The sequence below is a fragment of the Nostoc sp. TCL26-01 genome (assembly GCF_013393945.1).
GTDB lineage: Bacteria > Cyanobacteriota > Cyanobacteriia > Cyanobacteriales > Nostocaceae > Trichormus.
Window position 1 is genome coordinate 729167 of record NZ_CP040297.1, and the last position, 22488, is coordinate 751654.

22 protein-coding genes and 2 riboswitches are annotated in these 22488 nt (G+C 39.8%); of the genes, 8 read left to right on the forward strand and 14 right to left on the reverse strand.

Annotation, left to right across the window (positions count from 1 at the left end):
* Positions 1 to 17: 17 nt before the first annotated feature.
* The 6 genes from FD725_RS03035 to ntrB all read right to left on the reverse strand — a co-directional run bounded on the left by FD725_RS03035 (position 18) and on the right by ntrB (position 6625).
* Entirely contained in the window at positions 18 to 623 is a 606-nt protein-coding gene (locus FD725_RS03035) for a hypothetical protein (protein ID WP_179046757.1), read from the reverse strand.
* Between the two features lie 144 nt (positions 624 to 767).
* Positions 768 to 2105 carry an SLC13 family permease gene (locus FD725_RS03040; protein WP_179046758.1) on the reverse strand — a complete coding sequence of 446 codons (1338 nt, stop codon included), beginning with the start codon at positions 2103 to 2105 and terminating at the stop codon, positions 768 to 770.
* Positions 2106 to 2221: 116 nt separating this feature from the next.
* Positions 2222 to 2866 carry a universal stress protein gene (locus FD725_RS03045; RefSeq protein ID WP_179051396.1) on the reverse strand — a complete coding sequence of 215 codons (645 nt, stop codon included), beginning with the start codon at positions 2864 to 2866 and terminating at the stop codon, positions 2222 to 2224.
* A gap of 129 nt (positions 2867 to 2995) precedes the next feature.
* Positions 2996 to 3211: riboswitch (cyclic di-AMP (ydaO/yuaA leader) on the reverse strand.
* A 17-nt stretch (positions 3212 to 3228) separates the two neighbouring features.
* Entirely contained in the window at positions 3229 to 4065 is an 837-nt protein-coding gene (locus tag FD725_RS03050; protein WP_179046759.1) for an ABC transporter ATP-binding protein, read from the reverse strand.
* A 107-nt stretch (positions 4066 to 4172) separates the two neighbouring features.
* Positions 4173 to 5615: an ABC transporter substrate-binding protein gene (locus FD725_RS03055; RefSeq protein ID WP_179046760.1), complete on the reverse strand. Its 1443-nt coding sequence runs from the start codon at positions 5613 to 5615 to the stop codon at positions 4173 to 4175.
* Between the two features lie 161 nt (positions 5616 to 5776).
* Positions 5777 to 6625, reverse strand: coding sequence for a nitrate ABC transporter permease (ntrB, locus tag FD725_RS03060; protein ID WP_179046761.1), 849 nt, complete (start codon positions 6623 to 6625; stop codon positions 5777 to 5779).
* Between the two features lie 99 nt (positions 6626 to 6724).
* A riboswitch (cyclic di-AMP (ydaO/yuaA leader) is annotated at positions 6725 to 6975 on the reverse strand.
* 312 nt (positions 6976 to 7287) lie between these two features.
* Here ntrB and FD725_RS03065 point away from each other — a divergent pair.
* Entirely contained in the window at positions 7288 to 8478 is a 1191-nt protein-coding gene (locus FD725_RS03065; protein ID WP_179046762.1) for a sensor histidine kinase, read from the forward strand.
* A gap of 197 nt (positions 8479 to 8675) precedes the next feature.
* Here the strand turns inward: FD725_RS03065 and FD725_RS03070 are convergent, their stop codons facing one another.
* Positions 8676 to 9113 (reverse strand): peroxiredoxin, encoded by a 438-nt coding sequence (locus tag FD725_RS03070; RefSeq protein ID WP_179046763.1) that lies wholly within the window; start codon positions 9111 to 9113, stop codon positions 8676 to 8678.
* Between the two features lie 330 nt (positions 9114 to 9443).
* Here FD725_RS03070 and FD725_RS03075 point away from each other — a divergent pair, with 330 nt between their 5' ends.
* The 4 genes from FD725_RS03075 (at position 9444) to FD725_RS03090 (ending at position 12237) form a co-directional block, all read left to right on the forward strand.
* On the forward strand, positions 9444 to 9848 hold the full coding sequence (locus tag FD725_RS03075; protein WP_179051397.1) for an Npun_F0494 family protein: 405 nt from the start codon (positions 9444 to 9446) through the stop codon (positions 9846 to 9848).
* Positions 9849 to 10257: 409 nt separating this feature from the next.
* Positions 10258 to 11733 carry a cobyric acid synthase CobQ gene (cobQ, locus tag FD725_RS03080; protein WP_179046764.1) on the forward strand — a complete coding sequence of 492 codons (1476 nt, stop codon included), beginning with the start codon at positions 10258 to 10260 and terminating at the stop codon, positions 11731 to 11733.
* Positions 11734 to 11748: 15 nt separating this feature from the next.
* Positions 11749 to 11988 (forward strand): 2Fe-2S iron-sulfur cluster binding domain-containing protein, encoded by a 240-nt coding sequence (locus FD725_RS03085; RefSeq protein ID WP_179046765.1) that lies wholly within the window; start codon positions 11749 to 11751, stop codon positions 11986 to 11988.
* Between the two features lie 30 nt (positions 11989 to 12018).
* On the forward strand, positions 12019 to 12237 hold the full coding sequence (locus tag FD725_RS03090; RefSeq protein WP_179046766.1) for a type II toxin-antitoxin system HicB family antitoxin: 219 nt from the start codon (positions 12019 to 12021) through the stop codon (positions 12235 to 12237).
* 257 nt (positions 12238 to 12494) lie between these two features.
* Here the strand turns inward: FD725_RS03090 and FD725_RS03095 are convergent, their stop codons facing one another.
* The 4 genes from FD725_RS03095 to topA all read right to left on the reverse strand — a co-directional run bounded on the left by FD725_RS03095 (position 12495) and on the right by topA (position 16575).
* Entirely contained in the window at positions 12495 to 13193 is a 699-nt protein-coding gene (locus FD725_RS03095) for a CDP-diacylglycerol diphosphatase (RefSeq protein WP_179046767.1), read from the reverse strand.
* Between the two features lie 127 nt (positions 13194 to 13320).
* Entirely contained in the window at positions 13321 to 13620 is a 300-nt protein-coding gene (locus tag FD725_RS03100; RefSeq protein ID WP_179046768.1) for a hypothetical protein, read from the reverse strand.
* Between the two features lie 5 nt (positions 13621 to 13625).
* Positions 13626 to 14147 (reverse strand): hypothetical protein, encoded by a 522-nt coding sequence (locus tag FD725_RS03105; protein ID WP_179046769.1) that lies wholly within the window; start codon positions 14145 to 14147, stop codon positions 13626 to 13628.
* A 232-nt stretch (positions 14148 to 14379) separates the two neighbouring features.
* Positions 14380 to 16575 carry a type I DNA topoisomerase gene (gene topA / locus FD725_RS03110; protein ID WP_179046770.1) on the reverse strand — a complete coding sequence of 732 codons (2196 nt, stop codon included), beginning with the start codon at positions 16573 to 16575 and terminating at the stop codon, positions 14380 to 14382.
* Positions 16576 to 16782: 207 nt separating this feature from the next.
* On the opposite strand from topA, the gene FD725_RS03115 reads away from it, so the two are divergent.
* Positions 16783 to 17172 (forward strand): hypothetical protein, encoded by a 390-nt coding sequence (locus tag FD725_RS03115; protein WP_179046771.1) that lies wholly within the window; start codon positions 16783 to 16785, stop codon positions 17170 to 17172.
* A gap of 225 nt (positions 17173 to 17397) precedes the next feature.
* On the opposite strand, the gene FD725_RS03120 is transcribed toward FD725_RS03115, so the two are convergent.
* Positions 17398 to 17883, reverse strand: a complete 486-nt coding sequence (locus tag FD725_RS03120) for a hypothetical protein (RefSeq protein ID WP_179046772.1) — start codon at positions 17881 to 17883, stop codon at positions 17398 to 17400.
* Between the two features lie 342 nt (positions 17884 to 18225).
* Here FD725_RS03120 and FD725_RS03125 point away from each other — a divergent pair, with 342 nt between their 5' ends.
* Complete coding sequence (locus FD725_RS03125) at positions 18226 to 19344, forward strand: site-2 protease family protein (protein ID WP_179046773.1); 1119 nt, start codon at positions 18226 to 18228, stop codon at positions 19342 to 19344.
* Between the two features lie 1084 nt (positions 19345 to 20428).
* Positions 20429 to 20833, forward strand: a complete 405-nt coding sequence (locus FD725_RS03130) for a DUF2294 domain-containing protein (RefSeq protein WP_179046774.1) — start codon at positions 20429 to 20431, stop codon at positions 20831 to 20833.
* On the opposite strand, the gene FD725_RS03135 is transcribed toward FD725_RS03130, so the two are convergent.
* Complete coding sequence (locus FD725_RS03135; RefSeq protein ID WP_179046775.1) at positions 20796 to 21197, reverse strand: PleD family two-component system response regulator; 402 nt, start codon at positions 21195 to 21197, stop codon at positions 20796 to 20798. The two genes, FD725_RS03130 and FD725_RS03135, sit on opposite strands and share 38 nt — an antisense overlap.
* 359 nt (positions 21198 to 21556) lie before the next feature.
* Positions 21557 to 22450: an ABC transporter permease gene (locus FD725_RS03140; RefSeq protein WP_179046776.1), complete on the reverse strand. Its 894-nt coding sequence runs from the start codon at positions 22448 to 22450 to the stop codon at positions 21557 to 21559.
* Between the last annotated feature and the right edge of the window lie 38 nt (positions 22451 to 22488).

The following is a 22488-nucleotide window of genomic DNA, read 5'->3' on the forward strand; positions in this document are numbered from 1 at the left end:
TAATTAGTTAATATTGTTCAAGAATTATTTTCTTTATTTAATCGAAAAGCAAGTTCTGTAAAGAGGGATGCTAAATTAGCACGGTCAGTTTTGTCATGACGGATTTCTTGAGTCTCTTTTTCAATTAAACTATTTATTTCTTCATACTTTTGTCTAATCTCATCTTGCAAGTTTTTCGATTGGTTTAGGATTTGCTCACGTAAATTACGTTGATTATTAATAGTTTGTTCGGCAAAATGTACCAGTTTCTTTTCTAGAGATGTATTGATAAATTTATATTCTTCAGTAATTACTTTTAACTCAGATTCGCGCTCTATTTGTTCATTTTTCAAAAGTTCTCCTAAAGCTTCAATTTCTTTTGTTACATATATTTCTACGGCATCTAAACGTTGCTTTGCTTCATCCCGTACATGAGAGAATTCTTTTACCATCCGTTCTTCTAAACGAGTAAACCTCTTTTCCAACTCCCGCATTTGGTTGCCAAAGAGAATATCTCGAATTTTATCTAAGTTATTAATTTCACTTATACTGTTATGAGTTTGCTGTAGATTTATAGCCGAGTTTATACTCCCGTTTTCTATCTCTACTGTGTTATTAGCACTATATTCTTCTGGTAAGTTCATAATTGACAATCCTGATGAATGCTGAATATTGATATTTTGACCCAATATCAGCATTTTAGAGCATGGTATGCAACCATACACTCCTTAAATCATAAGAATATGTAATTTTCTATTGAAATAAATAATATTTCCTATAATGTGCTGTTAGATTAAGAACCTAATCAACACATATAATGCTGAGGTTATTAGCTGTAGGATTGTGATGGGAATGCCATAATGAAGAAAAGTTTTAAAAGAAATCCGTCGTCCATGTTGTTCAGAAATTCCCGCCGCCACAATGTTAGAAGACGCACCGACGAGTGTGCCATTTCCTCCCAAGGTAGCGCCAAACATCATGGCATAAAATAATGGCAATACCTCTGGGGGAAATTGCCCTTGAAAGTCTTGTGCTAAAACTTCGGCTGGTGCTAATCCTACGGTGACGATATATTGTTTCAGTAAAGGAACCATCCCCACCACTAACGGAATATTGGGGACGACGCTAGATAGTATACCCACAAAAAATAATAAAACTAGAGAACCTAAAATAATATTTTTACCAAGAACAACTGATAATATTCCTGACAGACTACTAATTATCCCTGTTTTCTCTAAGCCGCCAATCAACACAAAGATACTCATAAAAAATATCAATGTACTCCAATCTACATCACGTAAAATATTGTTGACTGAATCAATTTTACTTTGATGAGATAGCAATAAAGCCAAGGCTGCACCTAACAAAGCCACCGCAGCTGGGGAAATGGGAAATGGCAAAGATTCACCAATGACAAAAAATAGCAGCACGAAAGCGATGATAAAAGCCCCAAGCGTTAAAACTCGTGGATGATTAATTTGGGGATGTGGCAATTCTTCGAGATTTTCTAGTTTGGTATGCCAAATTTTGCGGAATAAAAATGGTAGCGTCGCTGTGACTGTCACCACAGCAATAACACCGCCTAAACTTAATTTTTGGAGATACTCTATAAAACTGATGTTAACAGCATCACCGACAATAAAAGTAGCAGGATCACCAACTAATGTTAATAGCCCGGCGCTATTGGCAACAAACACCATTAAGATTAATAAAGGAACAAAATTTACTCCTACTTCCTGTGCCATTGGGGGAATTAGTGGTGCTAATAACATTACAGTAGTGGCGTTGGGTAAAACTGCACAAATGGGAGTTACAAGAGCGACAATACCCAGTAGTAGACGTTTACCATCACCTTTAGCAAGTAGGACTATTTGAGTGGCGATATAATCAAATATTTTGGTAGGCTCAAATGCTCTGACTAACACCATTACACCAAAGAATAGACCTATTGTACCGTGACTATTACCGATGTAACCAACAGCCTCCTGCAAAGTCATGACGTTGGTAAATACTAGTAATAATGCTCCCAGTAAAGCAGCAACGGTGAGATGTACCCATTCTGTCATGACTAAGATGATCACCCCGATAAATGCGATCGCACTCAGAATCGCTTGCCAATTTTCCACACTAACCTCTCACAATTTGTTTGGTTGCATAATAGCGAAAAAAACCACCTAAGTATAGGTGGCTGAATTTGCACATTTTATTTCAGAAGAATAATTTCTGAAATCCTATATGTGGTTTATTCATCTATGCAATTGGGAATACCGATGACGGCACAAGGGAAATTAGCACCAAAGGCTGCAATGAGAGGATGATACACAGATTGACATCCTAAAAATAGGATATCAGCAGATTCCGATTCTGCCACTTTTTTCAGTTCTGTACTCACACAGCCAAACCGCAAATGAGATTTGAAAGAACCTTGCCATTCTTCAGCTAAACTGCGTGCTTGCCAAAGAATTCTATCTGCTTCTTGCAGAGGTGTGATTGTTTCTGTTTGGAGATATGACTTTATTCTTGCTAGTTTTGATGGAGTTAAAACAGATGTGATAGACTTAGTGACTTCGCTAACTTGACACTCCAGTGTCGGTAAGCGTTTGGTAAAATGCAAAACGTTAGAATAATCAGGCTGTGACGCTTCTTCTACTACATAAACAGCTTGGACTGTCACTTGTTCATTTGTAGCTAGTCTTGTTTGATGGGCAATCCAAAATGCGATATCAAGTGCAGTATGACTGTTAGGAGAAGCATCATAACCAACAATTAAGTTAATTGACGTTGTTGTTTGCACCTTTTTTGTTAACAGTTTTCTTGGTTCTGGTAACAATATCATTTTGTCAATTAAATCATCACGTCCCATCGCGCTTTGTAAGCGGGCTAACATTGGCTTAACTTTCACAGCTTTAACTTCTCCTAAGCTTAACGAACAATCAATGAGAAGCAGGGTAGAGACGGACAATCATATCCGCAAGGAAACCCCAATAACAACTGGTATGCAAGCCAAAGTCTTGGGGGTTCCTTCCATTGCCGACGGAGTTAGCTGACGGGCTAAGACTGGAAGGTGTCTCTCTTGTTGAGTGCTGTTAGCGGTAGCGCGGCGTTTAGCCGGTGATGAGTTTTGAGTAATGAGTGAAACTTAAATCTCTACTCTCAGCAAGATGCGCCCCATAATTTGGTTCCTCCGTTTCAAACTCATCAAAATTGAATTTGAATTAGGCTACCCACTAAAAGAAATCATAGTCTATTTTACTCTTCTTGGGTAAAATATTTGTCGAGGAAATTGAGGGCGTGGTTGCGAAGTTCAAAATATTCTTTGGTGTTTCGCATTGCCGATCTATCACGTGGATGAGGAAATGGTACTTCTAATATTTCTCCAATATTAGCAGCTGGCCCATTAGTCATTAAAACGATGCGATCGCTCATATAAATCGCTTCATCGACATCGTGGGTAATCATCATTACTGCTTGGCGATGATTTTCCCAAATATCTAATACTTGCCTTTGCAATTTACCTCTTGTTAAAGCATCCAATGCGCCAAAAGGTTCATCCATCAGCAGCATTTTTGGACGAATTGCTAAGGCTCTAGCAATGCCTACTCTTTGTTTCATACCTCCAGAAATTTCATCAGGATATTTATCTGCTGCCGCCGTCAAGTTTACCATCGCCAAGTGTTCGTTCACAATGCTAATTTTTTCGGAACGTTTAGCATTTTTTAACACTTCATCTACAGCGAGACGGATATTTTCTCTGACAGTTAACCAAGGTAATAGGGAATAGTTTTGAAATACCATCATCCTTTCAGCTCCTGGTTGACGGATTTCTTTCCCATCTAACTTTACTGAGCCGGAGGTAGCTTTTTCTAAACCCGCTACAATTTTTAACAAAGTTGATTTACCGCAGCCAGAATGCCCAATCACAGAAATAAACTCGTCTTCACCAATTGTTAAATTCACACCATCTAAAACCACGAAGTTACTTTTATCTGGTGTGGGATAAGACTTGACTAAATTTTCAATTTCTAAAAAGTTATGGCGGGACATGACTTTTTGTTGAGTATCTACTACTAACGGTGTATATTCCATATCAAATGCTCCTAAAAAATTAGCACTATTAACTAAAGGATTTAGAGGTGTAGAAGCAAGATGATTTTTGAGGAAAAATACTAGCTTATAGCCTCTAAACCCTATTTTCAAGACAAGAAAAAACGAGTAGGAGCATTAGCCCTAATGGCGAAACTATTGAGATAACCAACGGGATCACTAGGATCAAAACCTTTATTATCTATAAATACTTCGGCAGGCTCAACTTTGTAATCATCCTTGGGACACTCAATGCCCATTTCTGAGGCTATCTCTCGATATAAATCTGTTCTCCAGCCTTTTTCGGCTAGTTGATTGGCATTTTTAGGGAATTCCTTAATCTGTCCCCAACGGGCGGCTTGAGTCATTAACCACAGACTCCTGGATCTCCATAAAAATGTTGAGTGTTCGGCTGGTTGTTTAGGTAAGGTGTCGGGAATATCATAGAAAATTGTCGTATCTGCTGCCGTGATGGTGCGATCTTTGCCATCAAATCCTCCGTAGTTGTATGCACCAATAATTCCTGGGGCTGTCAACTTGGTGAGGGGTGCGCCTAGTTTTTTGGGTTTTGCACCTGTAAATGAACGGTCGGTGAGTAATTCAGCAACTTCTTGGCGATTTTCGGGTTTGCTACAATACTGACAGGCTTCGATCATGGCTTTCACCAAGGAACGATAGGTTTTGGGATATTTTTCTATGAAGGATTCCATAACACCCAACAATCTATCTGGATGTCCTAGCCAAACTTCTTTACCTTGAGCGAAGGTAAAACCAATATTTTCGTTACCTGTAATAGCTCTAGTATTCCACGGTTCGGCTACCATGTATGCTTGCATTGCGCCAATGCGTACGTTAGTTACCATCTGGGGTGGTGAGACAATAATGACGCGGAACTCTTTTAGAGGATCGACACCAGCCGCCGCCGATATATAACGCACAAAGTATTCGTAAATTGCCGAACTCAACACCACAGCCCAGACTTTGTTTTCTGGTGACTGCTTGTCAAAGTATCCGCGAAAATCCTTACCAAAAGCTTCTAACGCACCTTCGCCATATTTTTCTTGGTATTCGTACCAGGGACGTAAGCCAAAATCCCACATGGCTTTGTTCATCGTCATGGCGTTACCGTGACGGTGGATGGTCATAGCTGCACATAATGGGGCATGGCGTGCGCCCTCCGCACCAATACGGGCGTTGGTGACAGCACCAGATACAACTGGGGAAGCATCTAAGCGTCCAAAAATTAAACCATCACGGGAGTTAGCCCAACTAGCCTCACGGTTGAGTTGGACATTTAAACCATACTTGCGGAAAAAACCTTTTTTCCAAGCGATCGCAAATGGCGCACAATCATTTACAGGCACATATCCGACAATCAAATCTGGTTTTTCTAAATCTCCAGATTTAACTATCGGTTTTACTGCTAAAGCTTCTTCTGTCAAACCTTTAGCTGATCTATCTGCGGAAACTGCACATGAAGATAAAGTAATCCCAGCCGTAGTTGCGCCTATACCTCTAATAAAATCTCGTCGAGTCCAATTATAATCACCCATTGTTGTGACTCCATAATGTTGGGGGCAGTGCTGAGTGCTGAGTGCTGTTAGCGGTAGCGGGGCGTTCAGCTCGTGCTGAGTGGTGGGTAATGGGTAATAGTTTTACCAATGACCAATGACTATTGACTATTGACTATTGACCAATAACTATTGACTATTCCCTATTTAGCCGTTGTCGGACGATGTGTTACTAATTCTTGAATTTTGCCAACTGCGAAATCTAGGATTAATCCGGTTACGCCAATGACGAAGACGGCGAGGAAAACTGAACTCAGGTTTAAACGACTCCATTCATCCCAGACAAAGAAGCCAATGCCTACACCACCTGTCAGCATTTCTACGGCAACGATGACTAGCCAGGCAATCCCTAGACTGATTCGCAAGCCTGTAAAAATGTACGGTAAACTGGCAGGCCAAATAATTTTGGTAATCCTTCGCCAACGGGGTATTTCTAGTACTCGTGCGACATCTAAATAATCTTTGGGAACGCTGGCTACTCCCAAGGCAGTGTTAATAATTGTCGGCCAGAGTGATGTGATAAAAATGACGAAAATAGCTGAGGGATCTGCCAAATTGAAGATAGCTAGAGCAATTGGTAGCCAAGCTAAAGGTGATACTGGTTTGAAAATCTGAATGATGGGATTGAGGGCTAACATTGCAGGTTTAGACATCCCAATCAAAAATCCCAAAGGAATCGCCACTACAGCACCCAGGAGAAAACCCAGTAGTACTCGGCGTAAACTAGCCATCAACAACCAGCCAATGCCCAAGTTACCAGGGCCTCTTTGATAGAATGGGTGCAAGATGTAGTCTAAATTGGCTACCAATGCTTCTGGTGGTGTGGGCATCAGTTCCCGGTTGAGTAGGGCAACAACCCACCACAACAAAATAATCCCCAGAAATCCTAAAATAGGTAGTAAGACTACATCCTTGACAATTACAGGCTTGGCTTTTTTCCACGCAGCTTGACTAGCAACAGCTGCGATCGCTGCTAAATTTAATTGAAACACGCTGATAACCCCAACAGAGCTAAGTACAGGTACAAAAAGACGAGCAGTACCAGCCTCGGACACTGATGAGAACTAAACATTTAGAAAAATGCTGTCTCTTCAGTCTCCTCTCAATGCCTACGAAGTTAGCTGACGGGCTAGGGCTGAGAGATGCCCTTCTCTACTAAAAGTGCTGTTAGCGGTAGCGCGGCGTTTAGCCGGTAATGAGTTATGAGTGCTGAGTTAGACTTTTTGCTTGACTTTCACTCTGACTCTTTAGTTAACACTTTTCTCTGAGATACGCCCCACAATATGGTTCCTCCGCTCCAACTCTACACACTGTAGTTGGTTGGATTAGGCTGACTTACTCTTATAGATAATAGTAAAGAAACAATAACATATTTACCGAGTAAAAACAATCTCCATTTCCGAAAAAGATTCCTATGTTAAAAATTTATACTTATAGATAGAATGAATCAAATCTTTTCATTGGGGATGTAGGCGTGGGATTTACATCTTCGTTACAAAACTATACCTCCGACTTGTTCCTTTGTCCCCTTTATCAAAAATTTATGTCATTGGGCAGGTGAAATTTATAACTTATTGCGCTAAAGGTCACTAGCCTCGTTAAACTAATTTCATACAGAACTAAATTCTTTTATCTCGCAGGCGAATTTAAAATAATGGATTTTAGTCAATTACTGGCTGAAAATACTAACGGTATCATCGCCAAATGGGTTTTAGCTGTTCGTGAGGATAGGCAGATAGAAAGTTCTGATGACTTATCCTACACAGCGATTAAAAACCATATTCCTGATGTGTTTAAGGCAATGGTGAAAGTCCTATCGCCATCTCAAGATGGGGATATTAAATCAATTGTGAAAGCAAGTTGGCAGCATGGGTTACTCCGGGCTGAACAGGGATATGATCCTTCAGAAATTGCCCGTGAATACAGGTTGTTAAGAAAAGTAGTATTTGATACTCTAGAAGAAGATTTATTACAGGGAACACCTGCGGAAGTTGTCCGTTATATGCGTTTAATTGACGCTGTGATTGACGAGGCGATCGCTAGATGTTTTCATAGCTATGTTGGGGAACGTCTACGAGAATTACAACATCTGCAAGCTTCTCTGGCGTTGCATAACGAAGAACTCACACGCTTAGTTAATGCCAATCAAGATAAACTCTCACAATTAGCCCACGAACTCAAGCATCCCTTAACAGCAATTATTGGTTACTCAGATTTATTTTTAAGACAGCAAGAAAGGCAAGCTATCAAGAAAGACACACCTGTCAACATAGAACACATTGAACGTGTATTACGTAATGGTAGACATTTATTACGCCTAATCAATGATGTCTTAGAACTTTCACGGTATGAGGCGGGAAAAATTCAATTTCAACCAGCACCAGTTGACATTCAGGAATTAATCAACAATGTCTGCGAAATGTTGGAACCCCTAGCAGCCGAGAAAAATTTAGCCATTGTGGTGGATTTGGCAGACGCACCACCAGAAGTAATCACAGATTCCTTTCAATTGCAACAGATTGTCACAAATCTTGTGAGCAACGCCATCCGTTATACAGAATCAGGGACTATTAGTATAGTGTGTCAGGTAGTAGATGATCACAAGTGGGCGATCGCTGTTGCCGATACAGGGATTGGTATTCCTCCAAAAGATCAAGCCAAGGTATTTGAACCATATTATCGTGTTAGTTCTAAAGAGCGTCCCTACCTTCCCGACAGCACTGGTTTGGGTTTAGCAATAGTTTCCCGATTAGTTAAACTCTTACAAGGGGAAATCAGCCTGGTTTCAGAAGTAGGAGTGGGTTCCACTTTCACTGTAACTTTGCCTTTGCAGATAGAGAGTTAAGAGAATAGGCGATCGCTTTGGATATGACCATGCTTAACCCTCATAATTGAAGATCACCCTAAATCTACACCACTGGCTACAACGCAGAAAACCCATCTAATCCAGTCTATCTTCTGAAAAAAGGGGAATTTAAATCTAAATTCCCCTCTTTTTCAAGGGAGTTAGGGTATAGTAAAAACTTCACTCAACCGTTTGAGCTATAGTCCTAGCACAGATAGAACATCGCTAGCGTGAGTGGTTGTATTGACACTCGCATCAACATGAATGATTTTGCCATTGGGGTCAATCACATAAGTGACACGCTTGGCATAGCCGCCACCATCGACATCAAAAGCTTTGATTAAGCTTTGGTTGGTGTCAGCTAGCAGGGGAAAATTCAAATTATATTTTTGAGTGAATGCCTGGTGAGAAGCTTCATCATCGGCACTGACTCCCAAGACAACCACATCTTTATTTTGATAATCAGCTTGGGCATCCCGGAAACTACAAGCTTGCTTCGTGCAGCCTGGGGTGTCATCTTTGGGGTAAAAATACAATACTACTGTCTTCCCAGCAAAATCAGCTAGCGAAACGGTGTTGCCGTTAGTATCTTTGACGGTAAATGCAGGTGCATCCGTACCAACTGCTAGAGGCATAATGAACCTTTCCTGTTTCAGATTTTTGATGACTTTGAAATTTTACAATAATTTACAATATTTTCATGACAATCTTGAAAAAGAAGGGAGTAGGGAGTGAAGGAGTGAGGGAGTGCTGTTAGCGGAAGCGGGGCGTTTAGCCCGTGCTGAGTAGGGAGTGCTAGTGGTAACTAATGACTATTGACTAATGACTATTGACTAATGACTAATGACTATTGACTATTGACTATTGACTATTGACTATTGACTATTGACTATTGACTATTGACTATTGACTATTGACTAATGACTATTGACTATTGACCAATGACCAATTACAAATTAAACCTGATGACTGAAATTGATTCTCAAAACTCTAAGGCTTTTACTTACACTGCAAAGACAATTGACAGGGCTAGACGATCGCTAATTTGTTCTCCCTTCGAGATCAGTTTATTTGCAACCATGCGTCAGCAGAGTGTTTCTCTGAATGCGATCGCACTTAACAATGGTCTCCAGCATGGCTACACTAAAAGCCCATTGTCAGAATTAGCTTGTGATCATGAGTTGGGATGGTTAATTCAAGTTGGGGTATTGCGGCGGGAAGTTGATGGACAAGGGATTACAGATAGTTTTCGCCTTACACCCTTGGGACACCAACTCATAGAACAATACCAAGGAAAGAATTTACCTACACCTTCATGGAGCGATCGCTTTTATAATGCAGTGATCTATTGGTTTAGACTACCCTTTTAGAATCTACAAACCTAGAGTTAGCATTGTGAAGTTCTGGGGAACAATACATACGGGGAAACATCAAACCTTTTATTAAGTCTTTACAAAACTAAGCAGGAGGCACAAGGAAATCAGATTAAGTAAGTCAGCGTTAAGAATTTTCATAGGAATCAGGCAATAGGCAATAAAGATAAAGGTTTTAGCCTATTTTGTTGTGCTAACTTACTTGAGAAAAACTTTAGTTGTGGGTTTAGAGCCACACTAATATAAAAAATTGTATTGATATGAGGTAAACCACTCCAGATAAATTGAAAAATATTCTTACCTCTTGCCTATTGCCTATTCCCTATTTCCTACCTAAGCAAATCAGTTGCAACATCAACTCAGATTGCTATATCTCACTCCCTATTCTGAATAACTAAAAGTGGCTATGAAATCAATTATGGTAGTGGGAACTACATCCCACGCAGGGAAATCACTCTTAACTACAGCTATTTGTCGTATTTTATCGCGGCGTGGCTGGCGAGTGGCTCCCTTTAAAGGACAAAATATGGCTTTAAATGCCTATGTTACAGCCAACGGGGGAGAAATTGGCTATGCTCAAGCGGTGCAAGCTTGGGCCGCCGGAGTTGTACCTTGGGTAGAAATGAATCCAATTTTGCTCAAGCCTCAAGGTGATATGACCTCTCAAGTTATTATCAGGGGTAGACCTGTAGGTAAAGTTAACGCTGCTGACTACTACGAACAATATTTTGAAATAGGTTGGCGAGCAATTGAAGAATCTTTACAACACTTAGGTACGGAATTTGATTTAATTGTTTGCGAAGGTGCAGGTAGTCCAGCAGAAATCAACCTCAAGCACCGCGACTTAACTAATATGCGGGTGGCAAAACATTTAAATGCCTCAACTATATTAGTAGTTGATATTGACCGTGGCGGGGCTTTTGCTCATGTAGTCGGTACACTGGAGTTACTAGAACCAGACGAACGTCTACTGATTAAAGGTATTGTCATCAACAAGTTTCGCGGACAGCGATCGCTTCTAGAACCAGGAATCAAATGGTTACAAGAACGTACTGGTATCCCTGTTGTTGGCGTTATCCCCTATTTACAAGAACTATTCCCAGCTGAAGATTCTCTCGATTTAATGGAGAGGAAACCCCAAAAAGCACAGACGGATCTCAACATCACTGTGATTCGTCTACCCAGAATCGCTAATTTCACTGACTTTGATCCTCTAGAATCAGAACCCACTGTCTCAGTTAAATACATCAGTCCCAAACATGATTTAGGACACCCAGATGCCGTAATTATCCCCGGAACTAAAACCACAATTGCCGACTTAATCCTACTGCAAAAAAGCGGCATGGCAGAAGCGATCCAAAATTATGCAGCATCTGGCGGGACAGTTTTAGGTATTTGTGGCGGCTACCAAATCTTAGGGCAAATCATCGCTGATCCGGAAGGTATCGAAGGACAAGCTGGTAGATATCAAGGCTTAAATCTGTTACCCATTAGAACTGTGATTACAGGGCAAAAAATTGCTCGTCAACGGCAAGTTACCTCTAATTTTCCCCAGATGGGTTTGCCTGTCAACGGATTTGAAATTCATCAAGGGCGATCGCGTGTAGAACAACAAGCAGATAACCAAGCCTTCCAACCTCTATTTGATGATGTTAACTTAGGGTTGGTGGATAGCTGTCAATCAGTATGGGGCAGTTACCTCCACGGACTATTTGATAATGGCCCTTGGCGACGTGCTTGGTTAAATCGTCTCCGTCAACAACGAGGTTTAAAATCTTTGCCGACAGGCGTGGCTAACTACCGAGAACAGCGAGAGCAAATGTTAGATAGTCTAGCTACGGAAGTAGAAAATCATTTGGATATAACGCCCTTTTTGCCCTAGCAAGGCTGGTATTTCATGAGTATTCGCGTCCGATTTTTGCCAGATGACATCACCGTTGATGCCCAAGTGGGAGAACCTCTGTTAGATGTAGCCGATCGGGCTGGGGTATTTATTCCCACTGGTTGTTTGATGGGTTCCTGTTTTGCTTGCACTGTAGAACTTGAAGATGGAGATAGTCTCCGGGCTTGCATTGCATCTGTACCAGCCGGACGCGAAGAATTAACAATTCACTTGTTTAGCGATCCAACTTGGTAGTTTTTTAATTTTTTAATAGAAAGAAACTTGATGAGTAAGCTCAAATACTCAATGGTGATTCAGTGGTCTGAAGAAGATAACTGTTTTTTGGTGGGATTACCTGATTTTCCTGGACAACGTTGGCGCACTCATGGCGATACTTATGAATCAGCAGTTGCTAACGGAATAGAAGCGATAGAGTCGCTAATTATTGCTTACGCAGCTGTAGGTGATCCGCTTCCAGAGCCTACAGTTTGTCACGCTGCATAAGATACAAAGTTGGGTTGTAGCAAGATACCGTTCGCGGTAGCGTCTCCGACAGGAGAAGGGTACGAAGTGAAACCCAACAAATCCGCGAAAATGTTAGGTTACTCTGCGAGAAAGCTTACGCCTACGCGGACTTATACCTATAAAAGCTCAAGTATTCTTAACCCACGTAGGTGGGTTTTGTCTGTGTAGCCGCGACTTTTAGTCGCCAAGATCAGTAATAAATTAGACTTTTCAAACAACCTCTAAAGTTACGCCAGCTATTTTTGAGTTTGACAATTTTCGTCAAGCAGTTCTTCCGCAGCAGCTTTATGTAAACCTTGAGATTGATCTTTGATGATATAAAATCCCTGCTTCTTTCTCCCAGCTATAGCAATACTTTGGTGTCCCATTTCTGATGGAGTGACTATTTTAGCTACCAGATGGAAAGGATTATTATATTTAAGTGAATCATTTTCTAAAATTTTAACACTATATTGATGACCCTTAAGAGAAATGTTGGGGGTTTGTGTCCATTGTGAGGTAATTTGTTTATTCTGTTCAGCTTTATCAAGTCTGAAACTCACATCTTTATCAATACAAGACATATGAATATGTAATTGATCTTGCATCCGAGATTCTTGAGAATTAATAGCTAATCCTATTTGGTTCCGGTATTTCACTTTAGATTCTTTTTGGGGTATATATTCATTAGCTTTTTCCCAGGTATATTGCCAATAATTTGGGGAATTTTGCTTCAATATTTGGGGGTCGTCTATGCCGGAAACTTTATTAGTTGGCAGTAATAAATATTCAACTTGATGACTCCCATTTGCCACAGCATACTTTTTCTGAAGATCAACATAAAGGCATGGGGATGGATTATTTTTATCCTGTTGATTTTTAATACAAGTCTGAACTTTTTTCCAAAGATAATCTCTATCACTAGGTTGTGAATTGGCAATAGTAGTTATGCTCAATCCGATCAAAGTAGTTAATAATAGGGAAAATAAGTATTTAGTTTTGTATTTTCTCAGATTTAGCTTACTTTTATTTTTCAAGAATAGGTTAATCATATATGAGAGATACAAAAATTAAAACAGATTACTATAAGTTTGTTTGGTAATATTTTTCTATCGCGCCTACGGCTTTTAATAATTGCGAATCTAACGGCTCAATCCAATCAGCTACTTCACGAACTAGCCCCAGGGTTGAGATTCCTCCTGATGGTTCAAGTTGACCATTTAGAGCTTTACTTCTGATAGATTTTAGAGCATTGATTACATTGTGTAAGCGCTCTGTATTTTCTAAATTAGATTGTTGTATTTGCTTGTCTTGAAGAGTCTTTTCGCTAATCTCTAGAGCTTGATCAATCAGCTTGATAAAGGCTTCTATATTTCTGGTCATAAATTTTACTGACAACTAAAATCTTGTACAATCATATCTTCTGGTTCAGACCACTTGATATTGGGATCTGTGGGATTTTCTAACCATGTCTGTTGACCACCACCCGGATAACATTTTTGTGGTTCTTGCGGAGCAGCTTTGCCTTCATAAACTATCGTCCCTGCTGGTAAAGTTACTCTTATTCTTTTAGTAGCTCGATTGGGTGGAGTCCATGATTGATTGAGTGCCAAATTCTGAATGGCTTCTATATTTACTTGATATCTATTAGTTGTGATATATCTGCCTTTATTGGACTTCTCATCACTGTAGTAGCGATAAAAAGTTCGGGGACGCTCTAATTTTACTTTATAACATCGGGAGTTAAGGAAAGTAATAACAACAGGTTCGTACTCAGTAGGGATAGGACAGTTAGTGTCTTTAACAGGAATTCTGGCAGAAGTTAAGCTAAGACGTGGTAATAAACTAACTGTAAATAAATTAGCAATAACACCCAAAGTAATAATTATCGAAGCTGATTTAAATTTCATACAACTTTTTCCCACTATCTTTTGTGAGTGGATAAATCCAACGATAAATTTGTCGATATTTGACAAATCTAAAAAGCTTTTTATCAAGACTAATTTAGATGGACTTATCACGCCATTAGAAGAAAAATTTTATCTAAAACCACCTCTCTTATGAAAGAGATTACAGTTTAAATGCTCATGTCCTCAGATAGATTCAGAAATTTAAAATTCAGGTAATATCAATGGCGATAATTTATTTTTGGGATTTCCCTGGCTTCTTCTCTAGACTCAATTCGCCAAACTTGGGACTCCACCAACCTTTTGGCGTACTGAAGTAGGCCACATCTTGATGTTTTTTATCAGTTCGAGGTGGAGAAGTGGAACAACGCAGCATGGTTTTGCTTTGTCCGTCTTTGGTGTAACTGTATTCTTCTAAAGGTTTTTTACATACTGGGCAAGGATATGCTGTTAACTTGGCAGATGGTTTTGTGAAAGATGTTTGTGTTTGGTTGTTGACATCTTTGGTTTTGGGTGGTTGCCAAGTTTTAGTTAGTTCATTCCAAAAGAGGACGGTATTTTCGCATCCGCTATTGCATTTGAGAAAGTATTTCTTCTTAACTTTAGTGCTGGGAATTTTCACCAGAAAGTTATGGCAATCAGGACAGCGTGTTCTACTTTTTTCGTATTGGCGTGAGGGATAGGTTTTAGTTGTATGAGATGAATTAACAACAACAGTTTTGGCTTTGGCTAAAGCAGGGGCAAAATAACTTTGGTTCCAAGTTGTCAGGTAATGTTGCCAGGGTTGCTTACCTTGGGCGATCGCATCTAACGCATCTTCCATCTTAGCGGTAAATTCTGCCTCCAGTAAATCTGGCAAGGCTTTCTGTAAAAAAGTATCAACTTCTAATCCCAAACTGGTGGGGTGGAGATGATCTTTGGTTAGCTCGATGTAACCGCGTTTTTTCAAGGTGGCAATGGTGGGAGAATAGGTACTGGGACGACCGATACCTCTGCGTTCCATCAGTTGAACTAATTTTGGTTCGCTGTAACGTGGTGGCGGTTGGGTTTGTTTTTTCTCATGACCGGCGTTTTCTAGATTCAGTATCTGCCCTTGTTGTAAGGTAGGTAAGAGGGTATCTTTGCTTAAGTTTGACCAATACCGGGCATAACCAAGGAATTCGACTACTTGCCCTCTAGCTTGCCAGAGAATTTGACCAGATTGGATGATTACCAAAGTTTTTCGCAGTTGGGCTGGACGACATTGAGAAGCGATCGCTCGTTTCCAAATCATCACGTACAAGTTAAACTCATCTGGTAATAGTTCTACTCGCAATTGAGCAGAAGGACGAAACACATCTGTCGGGCGAATTGCTTCATGTCCTTGTTGGGCTGTCTTGCTACTCCGATGTCTAGCAACTTGTTGGGGGACATTTTCAGGATCATTCTGTTCTAACCACTGACGGGCGCTAGTACAAAATTCCGGACTCAACATCACTGAATCTGTCCGCATATATGTAATCAATCCTGCTTCATACAGCTTTTGTGCTAGCTGCATTGTCTTTTCCGGCGCAAACTTTAACCGAGAACCGGCAGCTTGCTGAAGGGTAGAGGTGATAAAGGGTGGGGGTGGTTGACGGTTGGCGATTTTTCCCTCAAATTGAATGATTTTGTGGGGGTGTCGCCGTGCTTCTTCAACTAAACGTGTGGCTTCGGCTGCGGAAAGAACGCGGGTAGATTCTGGTGCTGCTGTACTATTACTAGCCGCATCGTCATGCACTTCCGTTTCTGCTTCTGCGGTATCTGAACGCCCATTCACCATCCCCTTGTAAAATGCCCGAAAACCTTCTTGGTAGTCAACCCAAACACTCCAGTAATCTTGGGGAACAAAGGTTTGAATCTCTTGCTCTCTTTGACAAATCAAGTGGAGTGTGGCACTTTGGACTCTACCGACACTCTTTGCACCATTGTTTAAAGCCCAAACCAACGGACTACCTTTATAACCAACGAGCTTATCTAGGCAATCTCGACATAATCCTGCCCCAACTAAATTCTGGTCAAGTTTGCGAGGATTAGCGATCGCATTCCGCACCGCCGAGGCTGTAATCTCTGTATAGACTACTCGTTTCGGTTCTCTTAATCCTAGTACTTCTTTGAGATGCCAAGCGATCGTTTCTCCTTCTCTGTCGGGATCAGTCGCTAAAACTACTTCGCTTACCTGTTTGGCTACTGTCTTCAACTGCTGAATCGTTTCTTTCGAGCGTTGGTCACGCGGTATATAATTACATCGCACACTACTACCATCCATACTAAAACCCAGTGAATCCTCACCTTCATCACTGAGTTCTCGAATGTGACCACAAGAAGCACGCACAATCCACTCTGTCCCCAGAATTTGACTGAGCTTTTTGACCTTACCTGGAGATTCCACGACTAATAGGCGTTTCGGCATAGCACCGTCTCTTTAGGATGCTGGATGGTAGTATAGTACATTTTAGTATTTATGTACTACGAATATTTTTCATAACTTTATTTTCTGACAAAATAGAATAGAGAAACTTTAAATTTATATTTATTTTTTTCAGTAAATTAACTGTTAGAAATTAAATCTTGAGATTCATAAAATTAAGATAACTAACCGATAAAAAAATAAGTTTATATGAAAAATAAATCATTTCTGTTGATCATATTCACATCTTCATTAAGTGTATGTGCTGTAAATTTTACTTTTTTTGCCCCAGCTAAAGCCTCAGTTGTGTGTGAATCAAATACAATTAGTACTTATGCTAATGGCTCATTATCAACTTGTATTCTCGGTCAAAATACAACTGTACAAGTTTCTAGCTCTGGTTCAGGAACATCTATTTTCTACTGTCAGGAGCAAAAATATATTTCTTTTGATGAAAAAGGACAGTTTCACAGTTGCCAACTTTCACAAGAAATTGAAATCAGACAAAATAACTCCATAAAAATATGTCCTGTAGGTCATAAAGTATATGTTGATATTTCCGAGAATGGTATTCAATCCATTAATTGTAGAGATTATTAATAGCAATGCTCTCAAAATCTGCCAGTATAGACATACATTTCCAGTTAATCATGATACACATAAATTATGTGGAGACGTTGCAATGCAGCGTCTCTGCTGTTCACATTTAAAGGAAATTGGTATATTGATTCTGACTACTGTAGCTTGCTTCCCGTAGGGTATTCTGGCTTCTGAATTCTTCTTCAAAAATCACCTCTGATGGCAAATTAATTTGGGATAATGCTGCTAGTAATTATTTTGACGTAAATCATCAATTACATCTTCACTCGCAGCACTTTCCACATAGCGTTTAGCTTGGTCAATATTAGCTTGAATGCTATTACGTAACCAGACAACAGAATGGTTATCTTCTTCTTGATGTATGTCTCTCTCCGCATTGCGGATGAGTTTGTATATACTACGAAACTTATTTAGATGTTGTAAAGAAGTATCGATTGTAGGAGAGTTATTGACATCTTTACGATCTAAGATAGATGCCCTATCTATTTCTACAATTGCCTGATGAACATAGTTAGATGCTGATTTCTCTTGTCGGGTAACATTAGGTTCATCGGCTTGTTGAAGTAACAATTCAGCCTGACGCAGGTCACTACGCGCGTGCAGATAAAATGGATGTTTGCCTGGAGTATCTGCAAGAGCAATTTTGGGAATCAGCGAGATTGTGATTAACCCAAGCAATAAACTAACTGAATTAATTCTCAGAGTCATCATAATTATATGTGAAATTTAGCAGGTGAACTTACAGCCAAATCTGGGAGTCAGAAGTAAAAAGCTTGAATACCTAACTTTGAACTTTCAGTTTTTTACTCTACTCAGTTGTGAATTGCTGTATTTAGATCATTTAGACTGACTCTGGCGTTAAAAGTTTTGACAAATTCATGTCAATGCTATGTCAAATACAGTAATCCGATTCTTGACTCGTGCTAACCACACTTTTACATACGGACACCACTACCGCAACAAAGATTAAAATCCCTTAACACTTCGTTACAATAACAGCAGCGAGACGAAAAAGCATACAAGACTCGCCGTTGCAATTCTAGGTGAACGGACATGAATGGCACAATTCGCGTGGGTAATCTCTTCGGTATTCCTTTTTATATCCATCCGTCGTGGTTTTTAGTTCTGGGTTTAGTTACCTGGAGTTATGGCGGTGGATTAATGGCGCAATTTCCCCAACTACCTGGGGGGTTAGCGTTTTTACTGGGGTTGGGGACAGCGCTGTTGTTGTTTGCTTCTGTCGTCGCCCATGAATTAGGACATAGTTTTGTCGCCCTTCGCCAAGGAATTGATGTTAAATCCATCACATTATTTATATTTGGTGGCTTGGCGAGTTTAGAAAAAGAATCGAAAACCCCAGGTGAAGCTTTTTGGGTAGCGATCGCTGGCCCTTTAGTCAGTCTAATATTATGTGGTATCGTCACAGTCATTGGTATCACCACCGCAGCATCAGGAGTATCAGCAGCAATTCTCAGTGTTTTAGCTTCTGTCAACTTGGCATTAGCTTTGTTCAACTTAATTCCTGGCTTACCTTTAGATGGTGGTAACATTTTAAAAGCTATTGTCTGGAAAGTTACAGGTAATCCCTATAAAGGTGTCACCTTTGCTAGCCGAGTTGGACAGGTTTTTGGTTGGGTAGCGATCGCTTCTGGTGTACTTCCACTAATCTTTTTTGGTAGTCTGGCTAACGTTTGGAACTTACTAGTCGGCTTCTTCCTATTACAAAATGCGGGTAACGCCGCCCAATTTGCTAGAGTCCAAGAAAAACTCACAGGCTTAACAGCCGCCGATGCGGTAACAACTGACAGTCCAATTGTATCTGCCAATCTCAGCTTGAGAGAGTTTGCAGATGAGCAAATCGTCCAAGGACAAAACTGGCGACGGTTTTTAGTTACCAATGATGTAGGACAATTGGTAGGTGCGATCGCCCTTGATGATCTACGAAAAATCCCGACAGCATCATGGGTAGAAACTCAAATCCAGCAAATCATGCGCCCAATCTCTCAGTCCACCACTATCAACTCCGATAAACCGTTATTAGAAGTTGTGGAACTGCTGGAAAAACAAAAACTCTCTGCTTTAACTGTCATTCGTGACAATGGTGTATTGGTAGGAATTCTGGAAAAAGCCGCGATTATCCAGCTATTGCAAAACCAGACTCAACCTGCATAGTTTTCTGACGAAAAAACGCTCCTTCTCTAATTTCCCTCAGAATTTCTGGGGGATTTTTTTGTTGGATAGTAATTTGTATACACTCTTGAGGCAGATGCTCTTGATCAAAAGTAGTTCTACATTGTTTCAGGTGTGTCGAATAACTGCTTTCTATGAGGGTTTAGCACTTGCTAAACCTTTTTTATGCCAAATTTGTCTGTATATATTATTACATCTAATTAACGTGAGTCTGCAACGGAGGCGCACGTTTAATTATATGGAAATTCTCTCTCAGGAATGATGTAACTATCTACTTCTATAATTAGATTATTTTGATAGATTCTACTTCTAACCGAGGCTTGGTAACAAACCAAGTCTTTTTTATCATCTCAGCATTTCCGAATTTTAGTCGGCTGATATATCCTATATATCGAATATTTTGTGATTTTTCGGCTGATGAAATATTCAGAATGCAGTCAAGACATTTGTATACCATCTATGGATAGATGAACTAAAGTAATAGCAAAGCTAAATTGAGCATATGGTAAACTCTTGGTATGTAAGGGCTTGGCTAACACCCAAGCCTCTTTTGTAATTTTTGACTAAAAAATAAAAATAAAGGTAATAAAAATATAGTCATCCAATTTGATTTCTGAATCGCTCGTAGAGTTAAGGAACTAGGGACTGGGGACTGGGAACTGAGAAGAAAGAATAAAAGTGTATTGAGTTTTGTATGTGTAAGCGCAGGCTACGCAAAAAAAAATCAAATATGAGTTCTAATATTTGATTATTGAAAAAATCAGTAAAGGTTGATTGACTCTTGTCTTTATTGTTAACTATTTGCTATTTCCTGGATAGGCATACAAAATATGAATAAAATATGAAAGCATTCTTGATGAATTTTGGTTCATCAAATATGTATATAGGTTACATAGTAAATTTATAATGAATGAGTTATAATGGTAGCTCGACGAAATCGCGTTGTTACATTACATAAACATAAATTGTTGTGTAAGAGTAAAATTTCCTGCTGATCAACTCATCTAAATTAGAAATATTCCTCAAAATAAATCAATAAATAAGTTGTAACTGCATTTACATACTAATGGGATACCCAACTATAGGACAACTCGAAAGAGAGATTTCGCAGCGTGTTAGTTCTTTGTATAACGAGAAGCTAGGACAGAGGCCGAGTCAAATTATTTGTCATTTTTTTGATTCAGAATTAGTGATTTCTCTAGAAAACTCTGTAACTCAACCTGAACGAACCTTGCTAGATGGAGGACATGAAAGATTAGCCGAACAAGTACGAATTTTTTTAGATAGAATCATTAAGCCATATTTAAAAAATATCATTGAAGAAGTGATTGGTAAACCCATTCTGGATTTAATGAGTAACACTAATTTGGTAACTGGGCGTACAGGGATAATTGTGGTTTTGGGACAGTTACCTGAAGTCCGGAATCCGGAATCTATTCCCAAATCAAATTGGAGAAATGTAGTTGATTGAGATAGTGCTTTAGCAAAGTCTCTAATTTGCCAAAATTATAAGGCTTAGTAATATAATCACTTGCTCCTGTGATAAATAGTTTGTCTTGATTTTGCGCCAAAACGAAAGGGACAACAGCAATGATGGGGATTTTTGCTGTTTTTGAATCTTGTTTAAGGTAGTTAATCACCTGACTTCCACTTAAATCTAATAGCATCATGTTTAGCATGATGAGGTCTGGTTGATGATTTTGTGCTAAAATTGCTGCCCGGATTCCTTGTTTGGTACAAATGCAGTTATATTTTAGACTTTTTAAAAAGGAATCTAGTAATTCTAGTTCATGTAGATTCTGCTCTACAATTAAAATTAAGGGTTGTCGATTCATAAGAGTAGTTACTAATCAAAGGCTAGATGCCCAAAACTGATGTGGATAGAAGCGTGTGATCTGTCAATTGTTGGTGATGAAAAGTGCTGAGATGATGAAGAACGACCCCACATTAAGTGAGGTCATATTCTCTAGGTAATTGTTTCGATAGATAAACGAGGCTGCCTTCACGCGGCAGAATGCGGCTTGAAGCGAACTGGCTCGAATGTACATGACAAGGTTGAGTGTCTACGCTGATGTTGAGGGCAGACAGGAACAAGCTCGTAATGGTATCAAGCTAACATCATGATGGTAAATAAAAACTTAGTCAAGCGATTACCTTAATTTTATTAAGGTAACATTTTTTACTTAGATACGGATTATTTGTCTTGATGATTTTCTGGTAAGTAGGGAACACCCAAGCCCTGTGGAGGTATGGATTTACCAGCTAGCCCTAGTAATGCTAACAAAGCGATCGCATAAGGCAGCATAATTAAAAACTGATAGGGAATATCCACACCCAAGGCTTGAATGCGTAACTGTAAGGCTTCTGTTGCACCAAACAACAAACAAGCTAGGGTACTACCGATGGGATGCCACCTACCAAAGATTAAAGCAGCGATGGCAATAAATCCTTTACCTGCGCTGATACCTTCTGTAAAAAATTTGATCTGGACTAAGCTTAAATAAGCCCCTCCCAAACTAGCCAAACAACCACTCAGGACTACAGCCCAATATCTAACCCGTGATACTGACACGCCAGCCGTCGCCGCCGCTTGGGGATATTCCCCGACTGCTCGCAAAGTCAGCCCAAAACTGGTATGAAATAAAGTATACACACTCAAAGCTACTAACATCAGCAGCAAGTAGACAAAAATATCTTGCTGGAATAGTGGGGGAATTCCCGGTAATCTTTGGCTATTACTACCTTTAAATATCAGTCTGGCTAAAAACGATGTTAATCCACTTGCCACTAGATTAATCGCTAATCCTGATACTAATTGGTCAACATATAAAGTTATACATAAAAAAGCGTGGAGTAAACCGACTGATCCCCCAAAAAGCACAGCAGCGAGCATCCCCAGCCAAGGATTACCAGTGTAAAAAGTAGTAGCCGCACTAGTGAAAGCACCAGTCAACAACATCCCTTCTAAGGCTATATTCAAGACTCCCGAACGTTCTGAATACATTCCGCCAAGGGCCGCAAAGGCTAGAGGTACGGCTAAAGTGACGCTGGCGATGAGGTAATCAGAGAAAAAGTTGAGGTTATTCATATTGATGATTTTTAAACGCAGAGGAATTAGGAGGGAAG